We start from the raw sequence: 10,209 nt of genomic DNA on the forward strand, positions 1-10,209 counted from the left end.
GTTCTACATGGCGAACGTCGTCCTGTACCTCAGCGAGGGGGAGCTCGTCCCCTGGACGGCGAAAGAGGAATTGAGCCCGGAGGACGTGTTCACCCGCAATGAGGAGACGGAGGATGCGCGGCGGGAGCTGTCCCTCGTCCTCGCTGAGGAGAGCTCCTCTGAGCGCAGAGTGCTGGAGCGCATCTGCGCAGCCGCTACCCAGCCCGACCCGGAGCTGCTCGAATGGGCTGCCATGGAGTTCGGCGTCGATGCGAAGCAAGCCGAAGTTCGAGTCCGGGAACTGGTTAGGCGGATTTGTCAGGCCGGTGTGGACTGGGTGACCGAGCGATGCGAGACGGTGAACGTCCGTTGCTCGCGTCGCCGTCGCGTCGCCAGCTGCTGACGAAATCTTGGCGGATGGGTCAGGACGCCATTGGCTCGGCCCATCCGCCAAGATCCTTGTTGTAGTGCGGCAGCTACCTGCCCCCTGGTAGCTCCGAGGTCGCTAATTCTCACCTGAGCGATGGAGGCCCGTGCGGACGCCCCGGAAGGCTTGCGCTTGCAGAAGTCGCGGCCTCTCGTAGGGACGATGAGGACCCTGGGCCACGTGATCGTGACGCTGCGGGTGAAGGCGTTGCGACCCCTCGTAGGGACGATGAGGACCTGCTCGCCGGCCTGCCAGATCCGCGCCCACGCTGGTTGCGACCCCTCGTAGGGACGATGAGGACGTGTGACGCTCTGGCGGCGTGTGAGGCGTACGCCAGTTGCGACCCCTCGTAGGGACGATGAGGACCCCGACGTGGCCTTGATGAGGCGCCGTAGATCCTCGTTGCGACCCCTCGTAGGGACGATGAGGACCCGTACACCTTGGAGAACGCGACCGCGAGCCCGGGTTGCGACCCCTCGTAGGGACGATGAGGACCGCTCCTCCGCGCCGATCCGCACCGCACGCTCCCGGTTGCGACCCCTCGTAGGGACGATGAGGACGTGATGTCCGGAGTCTGCCCCCAGTGCAGGGCGCTGAGTTGCGACCCCTCGTAGGGACGATGAGGACCCTTATTGATCGCTTTTATTTCACTGCCGTCCGCACGTTGCGACCCCTCGTAGGGACGATGAGGACCGCCGTGCTCGACGCCACCGGGGCCGGCTACGCCACGTTGCGACCCCTCGTAGGGACGATGAGGACGCCCTACACCACCGGCGGGAACGGGCCGGACCGGTTGTTGCGACCCCTCGTAGGGACGATGAGGACGACGATGAGGACCCGTCCTCCGACGTGTACTCGACCGCGCCGGCGAGTTGCGACCCCTCGTAGGGACGATGAGGACGTGTGTCGGTGTCCATTCAGGTGAAGTACAGGGATGTTGCGACCCCTCGTAGGGACGATGAGGACCGCTTCCCGCGACCGGCGCTCGGCCGGTCGAGCCGGTTGCGACCCCTCGTAGGGACGATGAGGACGTCACTCACAACCCAGGTGTCCTTACACAGTGATACGTTGCGACCCCTCGTAGGGACGATGAGGACTACGCGCAAGGCGTTCGGTAAGGACTGGAATTTCGTTGTTGCGACCCCTCGTAGGGACGATGAGGACGTCAGCGTACTGGTGAACGCCGAAGGAAAGATCGTGTTGCGACCCCTCGTAGGGACGATGAGGACTACCTCGGCACGACGGCAATTATCGCCTCCCTCGTTCAGTTGCGACCCCTCGTAGGGACGATGAGGACCCCATCGTAAAGGCGCAGCTCAAGCGCTGGTCTAGAGGGCCATTGAGACGGGATTTTGCAGTGGACCTCCGGTAGTGCAAGAAAGCCGGGAGGTTCGCTGCAAACGCTGTCATTCAGAGTAAACCCCGTGAGGGCTGCCCGCACCGCCGTTGCTTATCCAAGAGGTCATCTAATGCTCCCTTGGGAGCGAGAACGTGTTCGGGCGAGGGCGTCGAGGGCGGTGTCGTCGGCGTCGGGGAGGGTGTGGAGGTACTTCTCGGTAGTGGAGATGCTGCCGTGGCCGAGCCGTTCCTTCACCACCTGCAGGTCGGCGCCGCCAGCGAGCAGCCAGGAGGCGTGGGCGTGGCGCAAATCGTGCATTTTGACCTTGAACTCCAGGCCTGAGGCGGCCAGCGCGGGCCGCCAGACCTGATCGCGGAACCAGCGGCGGGGGATGTGGTCGTCGGTGTCCCAGCGGCGCGACTGGCGCGGGTCGTCCTTGCCGGCGGCACGGCGCTCGGCGCGATAAACCGCGTAGGCGTTCTTGCAGTGCGCGCAGCGGCACTTGCCCGCTGCGTACGCGCTGAGCGTGCCGTGCCGGTAGCGCCGCCCGGCGGCGTTCGGCTCGGTCAGGCCCAGGTGGTCTCCCGGCTCCAGCTTCGGCCGCTCAACTGGCTCCTCCGGGCGGTAGACGAAGAGCAGGTCGTCGCGTTCCAGCTTGCTGTCCTCGATGTACGCCTTGAGCTTGGCGATGATCTGGGGGCTGAGCTTGAAGCGGCGGTACTCCTTGTCTTTGGGGTACTCCTTGATCAGGAAGCGCTTGCCCTCGGGGTGGTGCTTGGGGTTGATCTCGACCACGGTACGGCTCACCGTGACGATTCGGCTGAGCAGTTCGAGGTCCTTGACGCGGAGCTCGGTGAGCTCGCCCCAGCGCATGCCGCTCTCGATGGCGGTCTCGGCCAGCAGTCGGGCCTCCTCGGTCGGCAGCGCGAAGTAGAGCTTGTCGAACTCCTCGGGTGACACGATCCGCAGTGGCTTCTTCGGCACGGTCGGGGTCTTCACACCCTTGCACGGGTGCAGCGCGGTGACCTGGTCGTTCAGGGCAGTGGTGAAGATGCCGCTGAGGATCGCCTTGTTGAGCCGGATGGTAGCGGGGGACAGGCCCTTGTCCTGCTGGTCCTTCACCCAGGCGCGTACGTCGCTGGGCAGGATCTCGATCATCCGCATCGGCCCGAACCAGTCCATGATGTGTGCGTAGATCGAGTACGTGTACCCCTCACGGGTGGTGGCCTCCATCACATGGTGCGGCAGCCACTCCTCCTCGACGTAGCGCCGGAAGGTCTGGCGGCTTCGGGCGGTGGTTCCGACGCGCCCTTCGGCGACCCTGGCCTCCGCCGCCTGCCATGCCTTGTCGGCGGCCTTCTTGCTCGTGAACGTGCCGGCCGAGTGCCGGTCTCCGCGGATGTCGCGGTAGATCGCGGTGTACCTGGTCTTGCCGTCCGCTCCGACCCTCTTGTAGGAGTGGCCCACGCATCCTCCCCGTGATCATCCGTTGCTCATTTGTTGCTGTACTCTGCGTCAGAGATCGAGATCCGACGACAGGATCCGACAGCCGATCAAGCCGTCTACCTGCAGTTTCCCGCATCAGGCTCGATTACTCAAGGTGACGAATGAACGGCGGAACGCGACTGGGGGTCAAGGGGTCGTGGGTTCAAATCCCGCCGTCCCGACAGAGTTTTACCAGGTCAGGGCCTAGATCACTTCGGTGAGACGGGCCCTTTTCTGTTGCCGAATGACTAAGTGAGTGACTGTCACCGATGACACGGAACTGGGTGTCTGCCGGCCCTGAACCTCGCCGAATCTGGGGCTCTGGTCGCAGCCGCCCGGCAGCCTGGCCGCCCACGGCCAGGGAGACGATGCTCTCGTGTACAGGGGCGGCAGATTCAGAAGCGTCATCATCGAGACTCCGGTCGGGACGCAGTGCTGCGTAGAAGGCGTCCACGTCGGACGCGGCCGCCTGGGCGAGTGCTTCGGCTTGCCGTTTTTCCAGCTGGACGCCGGTGTGACGGTGGATCGCCGCGCAGGCGTCGGCGAAACTGCCGCGTACCGACTCCAGCGCGGCCAGTCCGCCCACTTACCGCCTCTGCGGCATGACCTCGCACGTTGCATGCAGTGCTCCGCGTGTTGCCGGACACTGAAATCTGATCCCCTCCTGGGTCCCCGAGGGCAGTGCCGGGGGGATATTCGGTGGTCGAGGTCCGGCAATGTCGTGATACTCGGTTTTGTGACCGAGGAGCAGGGCGGAGCGCGTAGGTGTGGACGGGCTACGGTGACGTTGTGGCGCCCGGTCGGGCCGGCGGAGTTGTCGTTGGTGCGTGCGTCGGGATGGCGGGCCTGGCCGCCTCGGCTGCCGGAGCAGCCGATCTTCTATCCGGTGTTGAACGAGGCGTATGCGATGAAGATCGCTCGCGACTGGAACGTGCCGGCGTCGGGCGCCGGTTTTGTGACGCGCTTTGAGCTCGACGCGACCTTCGCACGCCGCTATCCGGCGCGGCAGGCGGGCGGCCGGACCATTACGGAGCTGTGGGTTCCGGCGGAGGAACTGGGGGAGTTCAACGCTCATCTGGTCGGCCCGATCCATGTGGTCCGTGAGTTCCATGCTCCCGGCTACGTGCCGCTGGCGATGCGCGTCATCGAAGCCGCGGCCGGCCGGGAGTCCTCGGATGAGGTTCTGGCGATGTTGTCGGTCGCGGGTGCGAAGACCTGGATCGGGCTCGACCGGGCGCTGCGTACGTCCGCGGTGACGTACGGCGGTGACGCGACCCGGACGAAGGCCGTGCTGCCGGAGGATGAGCGGCTGCGGTCACTGGTGGCGGCCTGCTCCCGGAACGGACGCCTGCGGGAGTCGGCGGTCGCCGGTCCGGCGATGCGTACGGATGGATTGCTGCTGCCCGTCGTGGTGCTGCGGACCGCCGATTGGGTGCCTGAAGTACGTGAACGCGCACGCCGATCGTTGGCCGCCGCGTTGCGGACCGCGGGGACATCGGCGTTGCTGACGGCGGCGAGCGTCGCGGTGGCGATCGGATCGTGGGCGCGCGGTGAGCATGCTGTGGAGGCCGTCGCAGGGGCACTGCGAGCGGTCCCGGATGAGGTGCTGGCGTCAGCCCGTAGGCACCAGGACATGGGGGTGCGGCGGCTGGCGTACCGGTTGTGGCTGGAGTCCGGCCGGTCCCCGCACGAGGAGGTCACGCGTGCCGCCCTGCGAGAACAGGACCAGGTCTGCCGGCTCCGGTGCGCGGAGTGGCTTGTGGCCGACGCTGTCCGAGACCGGCGCGTTGACGTGCTGGAAGAGCTGCTGAGACAGGGAAGCTCGAAGGTCGGGATCGAGGCGCTCACCGCACTGGTGGAACTCGGCCGCACTGAAGCCGGTGCGGCCTATCTGGCGCACCGGTCGGCGATGATGCGCGCCACCGCGCAGTGGGCCATCCGCCGCGCGAGCCGCAACCCTGCCACGATCTACCGGAACGCCCTGGCCGCGGACCCGGCGACGGGCCGAGCCCGTGCGCTGATCGCCGGCCTCGGCGAATGCGGCACGCATCAGGACGTGGCTGCGCTCCTGCCTTTCCTGGAGCACCCAAGCCCCAGGGTGCGGGCGGAAGCCGTACGCGCCGTTCGCCGCCTGGGCGGATCCCTTACCCGGATCGCCGGAATGCTCGCCGATCCGGCCCCGGTGGTCGTCCGTTCGGTCAACAAGGCACTACGCACCGAGCCGGACGCCGTACCGACCGCACGGTTGTGGGAACTGCTGGCCGCCGACTCGCCGCCTCATGTTCGACTGGGGGCTTACGAACAACTGCGCCAGAAAGACGCCTGGACCCGCGTCCACGTCGACCTTCACCTACTGGCCGCCCGCGACACCGAACTCGGCAACCGAGCACACGCCGACCTGATCAACTGGTCACGCCGCGGCACCGCGACCGCCTACCGCACGCCGACCGGGGAGATGGCGCTCCGACTCGGTCAGTTGATCGACGCGGCCGAGCCGCTGATCGGCGCCAAGCAGGCTCACCAACTGCGCTGGATCCTCAGCATCGGCTGAACGCGCCGCTCACGCCGCGGCGATGACGGCTCCCCCAGGGCTGTGCAGGTTCCCATACTCCGTCTCGACGGAGAACAAAGGAGAGTGCTGACCTGCGCTAATGAGTGAGTTTGTAGATCGGCACGCTGATTCGAGTTCTCTGGGGGAAGCCCCAGAAACGGCGACGGAACAGCGACGGAACCGACCTGCGGATTCGCGATGGCCAACTCGTGATCGAAAGCCGCCTTACCGCCGCGTGACGGCCTTCGACGGCCGGCGGTGGAGGGCATCCGCTCATGCCGAGAACAGTGCGTTCAGGCGGCGTCCTGATGCTCGGGGCGGCATCGCTCCTGCCGCTGGCGGCCGTTCTCCAGCTGTCGCGGCGGCACCGAGACTGCGTCCCGGGGCTCCCTGCGGGAAAGTGCGCCGCGCCGAACGGTTCGGTCGCTGCCGGACTGGAGATCAGAAGACGTCGTCGTATCCCTGCTGCCAGCGGTCGGCGTTACGGCGCCAGAGACGCCGGCTCACCCACACGAACAGACCCGCGCCTGCGCACGGCAACACGATGATTAGGAGAGCCCAGTCACGCGTCACAGCGGCCATCAGCAAAAAGATCGACGTGAAGATTGCCGAGATGGCAACGCTCGGTTCCGGCCGCCGCAACCAGTAACGCAGTCTCCCAGGCCGAGATCGCTGCCCGCGCCGAGGAGTCTCACGATCCTTGAGTTCTGGCAGCCGCCGACGCGGTCTGCGCTGGCGTTTCTTCCGTTGCCCCGGCCTCGACACGCGGCCGATCCTAGAGCCTGTCGACCCTTACTCCCATGCCGCCGTGCGCGCGAACGCGCGACGATGCCGCGGAGGACGCGGGCGCTCCATCGTGCTGCTGTTCCGATGCCCTCGCTGCTGTCGGTGCCGCCTGGCAGACTGCCGCCATGCTTGATCACTTGTCGATTCAGTGCGGAGATCTCGTCAAGAGCGCGGCCTTCTACGACGCTGTTCTGGCGCCGCTCGGCGGCCGACGGATCATGGAATTCGGTCCAGTCATCGGATACGGCGTTGACCGCCCCACGTTCTGGATTGGCCAGCAGTCGACCGGCGACGGTTTCCGCGAGTCGCACATCGCTTTCACGGCAACCGACCGCCACTTCGTCGATGCCTTCTTCGCCGCGGCCATCGGCGCCGGCGCGGAGGTCCTGCATGAGCCGCGAGTCTGGCCGGAGTACCACCCGGACTACTACGGCGCCTTCGTACGCGATCCCGATGGCAACAACGTCGAGGCAGTCTGCCACCAATCCCGCTGAACTCACCGCTTCATCCACGCTCCGGAGCACGCATGCGCGTCCCACCGAACATGCCCGCTTCTGTCGCAGAGGGTGCGGGCTGATCGAGATCCCTTGAACGCATCACCGGTTGGGACAGAACGACAGGGCTCGAGGAACCCGGTCGCCCATCTGCATCCGGTCGACGAGACTGTGCCTATGCATCACGCCGACCTCGAAATGCCGACTCTCCATCGGGACGGATCTGTGGCCGGCGATGAGTTTGGGATGCTGCGCCGGTCTACCTACCGATACCGCCCGACTCGAAGGGATCACCGCGATGGCAAAGGTTATCTCCACGCTGTTCATCTCGGCCGACGGTGTGGCCGAGATGAACCCCGATTGGCACTTCCCCTATTTCGACGAGAACATGGGCCGCGCCGTCGGCGAGGATTATGATACCGCTGATGTGCTGCTCATCGGCAGGGAGACCTACGACAGCTTCGCCGGTGCCTGGCCCGACCGCGAGGCGGCGGGTGGGGACGACGCACCGTTCGCCAAGCAACTCGGGGACGTGCGCAAGGTGGTCGTCTCGCGCCAGCCGCTGGAGTTCTCCTGGCGCAACTCCGAGCTGATCAAAGGCGATCTCCTCGATGCCGTCACCTCGCTCAAGGCCGATGCCGGCATCAGAGGCATCCTCATCCCCGGCTCGATCTCCGTGGTGCAGCAGTTGCTCGCCGCGGGGCTGGTCGATGAGCTGCGCCTGCTGGTGCACCCGGTGGCGGCGCGTAAGGGCCGCAGGCTGTTCGACGACGGCGAAGCGCCGTACCACCTGAGAATGACGGCGACGGAGGCGTTTCCGACGGGCGTGATCCGCGTGATCTACTCGCCGACCGAGGCACCCACCAAGGTCGGCTACGACGAGGTCAAGGACCAGGTGCCCGGCGGGAAGTAGACCTGGGTGTGCAGCATCGCCATGAACAGCCGGACGTTCAGGGCCCGAGTGGCCTTCTCGGGAGGATCGCCGTAGCGGCGCCACATCCGGTGGGCGGCGATGTGATCGTCCGATGGCGCCCCACCTGGGCAGGGTGAGCCGAGAGACCAGGTAGGCGGATGCCGGACTACTGGGTTCACTCTCATGCCGCGACCGGCGCGTCGGCTGCGGCTTACCGATGCAGGTCGCGGACGTGGGACTCATCCATCGACCGCAGCACCTCTTCGGGCGTTCGGCCGGTTGCTGCGGCCAGAGCAGTGACAGCCGTCGCGGCGAGGGCGATGAGGTTCAGGGCTAGGGCCAATGCATCCTCACGGACAGCCGTGTCCGTGATGTTGTAGACATCGGCATCCTCATCTGCCAGGTAAGCCGCTACGCCGTCGACCGCAGCTCGGTGCGATTCGGCGCCGGTACGTCGTTGACTCTGTGCCACGAATCGAGTATCTGCCAAGAACCCGCGCACTCATGTAGACAAGCTCCGTCCGCTCATGCCGCGAATACGACGAGTCGCGGTCTCAGCGACACCATCACTGTCCATGGTCAACCCAGGTGGCGCAAGTGTCCTGTCGTGCCGGTTCGAGGACGTTCTGCACTCGATGACCACGATCGAGATCTGCAACGATGAACCATGACGTCCGGATTGCGTGCGGGTTGGGATCCTCTGGCAGCGATCACAGCTCTGATCGTTCTGGTCATGATGGGCCTGTACCTTGGATTCATTCGTCAGCAAGACGGCCAGGTGGTGGCCTGGTTCCTCGGCGCACTGGCCTTGGCCGCACTTCTTGCGATCTACAGCGCAGCCCGTACGGCGCTCTGGCGGGGACTGGCGCTAACGGTGTCGGGCGTAATACTGAAGGTGGTCGGAATCCTCAGCATTCCCTCCATCGGCCTTCCGATCCTCGGCGCAGGTGTACTGGCCTTGGTCGCTGCTGCGCGTTCGCAGCAAGATCGACGCTGACAGTGCCGGTCAGCACATCTCCGAGAGCAACACCATACGTCTGCCCTGTCGGTCACTCCACGTGCTGACTCGATACGTCAGACCGTTGGCATTGGGGTCCACGTAACCGCCGGCGCCGTCGTCGATGTGCTCGGCGACGTGGTGGTCCCAGTAGTCCTTGCGGGCGGCATGGTCCAGCCGTTCCACCTTCACCGGCCCGGAGACATGCTCGACGGCGAGCAACACGAGGTGCGCAGCGCCAACGGCTTGGCGGCACGTTCGGTCAGCCACCGTGGTTTGCGACGCGTCCACTTGGTCCCGTAGGCGTCGGTCCAGCTATGGTGTGCTGGCAACCAGGCCCGCACGTCGGCGCGGCCGAGTTCATCATCGAGCCGCTGCGGCCAATCTGCATCGGCCAGCCCAGTGGCGACCGCGCTCGCCGCTCCCGCCCTTGCCGCCGATATCGATGCCGGCCTTCGCCGGTTGAAACTGTCGACGATCCGGCGTCTGGCCCCCGAACTGCTGGTCACCGCCCGCACCCAACGCTGGAACCCCGAGGAGTTCCTGCGCACCCTCATCGACGCCGAGCTGGCCGCCCGCGATGAGTCCAATGCCCACACCAGGATGAAAGCCGCCGCGTTCCCAGTCATCAAGACCATCGAGGAATTCGACGTCACTGCCTCCTCCATTCCTCACGCGACGTTCGACTACCTGGCCTCGCTGGAATGGGTACGCGCCGCGGAGAACTACTGCGCAGTCGGCCCGGCCAGCACCGGCAAGTCCCACAGCCTCATCGCGTTCGGCATCGCGGCCATCCAGGCCGGGCACAAGGGTTGGGTACTTCACCGCCGCCGAACTGGTCGAGACGCTCTACCGGGGCCTGGCCGACAACTCCGTGGGCCGGGTAATCGAGAACCTGCTCCGCGCTGACCTGGTCATCATCGATGAGGTCGGCTTCGCGCCGCTGGACGACACCGGCGCCCAGCTGCTGTTCCGGTTCGTCGCCGCCGCCTATGAACGGCGCGCGCTCGGGATCGGCTCGCACTGGCCCTTCGACCAATGGGGACGCTTCCTGCCCGAGCACACCACCGCCGTCAGCCTGCTGGACCGGCTCCTGCACCACAGCATCGTCGTCGTCACCGAAGGCGAGTCCTTCCGCATGCGACAGGCCCGAACCCGCAGCGGCGGACGCCTGATCAAGAAATAGTCAACTTCAACAAGGTGGGGACTTCTACCTGGCCACCAGCGGCGACACGCTC

At 66.0% G+C, this 10,209-nt stretch carries 10 protein-coding genes, 1 pseudogene and 1 CRISPR repeat array; of the genes and pseudogenes, 8 read left to right on the plus strand and 3 right to left on the minus strand.

Annotated elements, in window-relative coordinates:
- Window positions 1-382 (plus strand): hypothetical protein (locus AP234_RS37570; protein ID WP_160330544.1); only part of this gene is annotated, 382 nt, incomplete at its 5' end.
- Window positions 383-546: 164 nt separating this feature from the next.
- A CRISPR array of direct repeats spans window positions 547-1,703; the repeat unit is 30 nt; unit sequence GTTGCGACCCCTCGTAGGGACGATGAGGAC.
- Between the two features lie 165 nt (window positions 1,704-1,868).
- Here the strand turns inward: AP234_RS37570 and AP234_RS33960 are convergent.
- On the minus strand, window positions 1,869-3,212 hold the full coding sequence (locus tag AP234_RS33960) for a tyrosine-type recombinase/integrase (RefSeq protein WP_055483862.1): 1,344 nt from the start codon (window positions 3,210-3,212) through the stop codon (window positions 1,869-1,871).
- A 799-nt stretch (window positions 3,213-4,011) separates the two neighbouring features.
- Between AP234_RS33960 and AP234_RS35735 the strand changes: the two are divergent.
- The 4 genes and pseudogenes from AP234_RS35735 to AP234_RS33980 form a co-directional block, all read left to right on the plus strand.
- Window positions 4,012-4,347: pseudogene (locus AP234_RS35735) on the plus strand (ADP-ribosylation/crystallin J1); the annotation flags it as partial.
- 795 nt (window positions 4,348-5,142) lie between these two features.
- Entirely contained in the window at window positions 5,143-5,781 is a 639-nt protein-coding gene (locus tag AP234_RS39775) for a HEAT repeat domain-containing protein (protein ID WP_431999131.1), read from the plus strand.
- Window positions 5,782-6,692: 911 nt separating this feature from the next.
- Complete coding sequence (locus AP234_RS33975; RefSeq protein WP_055483865.1) at window positions 6,693-7,061, plus strand: VOC family protein; 369 nt, start codon at window positions 6,693-6,695, stop codon at window positions 7,059-7,061.
- Between the two features lie 298 nt (window positions 7,062-7,359).
- Window positions 7,360-7,974 carry a dihydrofolate reductase family protein gene (locus AP234_RS33980; protein ID WP_055483866.1) on the plus strand — a complete coding sequence of 205 codons (615 nt, stop codon included), beginning with the start codon at window positions 7,360-7,362 and terminating at the stop codon, window positions 7,972-7,974.
- Window positions 7,975-8,185: 211 nt separating this feature from the next.
- Here AP234_RS33980 and AP234_RS33985 read toward each other — a convergent pair whose 3' ends face one another.
- Window positions 8,186-8,446 carry a hypothetical protein gene (locus tag AP234_RS33985; RefSeq protein WP_152990786.1) on the minus strand — a complete coding sequence of 87 codons (261 nt, stop codon included), beginning with the start codon at window positions 8,444-8,446 and terminating at the stop codon, window positions 8,186-8,188.
- A 195-nt stretch (window positions 8,447-8,641) separates the two neighbouring features.
- Between AP234_RS33985 and AP234_RS33990 the strand changes: the two genes are divergently transcribed.
- Window positions 8,642-8,971, plus strand: a complete 330-nt coding sequence (locus tag AP234_RS33990) for a hypothetical protein (RefSeq protein ID WP_055483867.1) — start codon at window positions 8,642-8,644, stop codon at window positions 8,969-8,971.
- A 9-nt stretch (window positions 8,972-8,980) separates the two neighbouring features.
- On the opposite strand, the gene AP234_RS33995 is transcribed toward AP234_RS33990, so the two are convergent.
- A complete protein-coding gene (locus AP234_RS33995) occupies window positions 8,981-9,241 on the minus strand; it encodes a hypothetical protein (protein ID WP_152990787.1) in 261 nt (86 codons plus the stop codon).
- A gap of 132 nt (window positions 9,242-9,373) precedes the next feature.
- Between AP234_RS33995 and AP234_RS39780 the strand changes: the two genes are divergently transcribed.
- Window positions 9,374-9,880 (plus strand): ATP-binding protein, encoded by a 507-nt coding sequence (locus tag AP234_RS39780; protein WP_431999130.1) that lies wholly within the window; start codon window positions 9,374-9,376, stop codon window positions 9,878-9,880.
- Window positions 9,807-10,157: an ATP-binding protein gene (locus tag AP234_RS39785; protein ID WP_431999132.1), complete on the plus strand. Its 351-nt coding sequence runs from the start codon at window positions 9,807-9,809 to the stop codon at window positions 10,155-10,157. The genes AP234_RS39780 and AP234_RS39785 overlap by 74 nt, the downstream gene beginning before the upstream one ends.
- The last annotated feature ends 52 nt before the right edge of the window (window positions 10,158-10,209 follow it).

Origin of the sequence: Sphaerimonospora mesophila (genome assembly GCF_001417795.1) — a bacterium.
In the GTDB taxonomy this organism is placed as follows: Bacteria; Actinomycetota; Actinomycetes; order Streptosporangiales; family Streptosporangiaceae; genus Sphaerimonospora; species Sphaerimonospora mesophila.

Bases quoted from the DNA above. Each gene is read 5' to 3' on its own strand.
- AP234_RS33975 (WP_055483865.1), top strand. From the start codon at position 6,693: ATGCTTGATCACTTGTCGATTCAGTGCGGAGATCTCGTCAAGAGCGCG.
- AP234_RS33980 (WP_055483866.1), top strand. From the start codon at position 7,360: ATGGCAAAGGTTATCTCCACGCTGTTCATCTCGGCCGACGGTGTGGCC.
- AP234_RS39775 (WP_431999131.1), top strand. From the start codon at position 5,143: ATGCGCGCCACCGCGCAGTGGGCCATCCGCCGCGCGAGCCGCAACCCT.
- AP234_RS33990 (WP_055483867.1), top strand. From the start codon at position 8,642: ATGACGTCCGGATTGCGTGCGGGTTGGGATCCTCTGGCAGCGATCACA.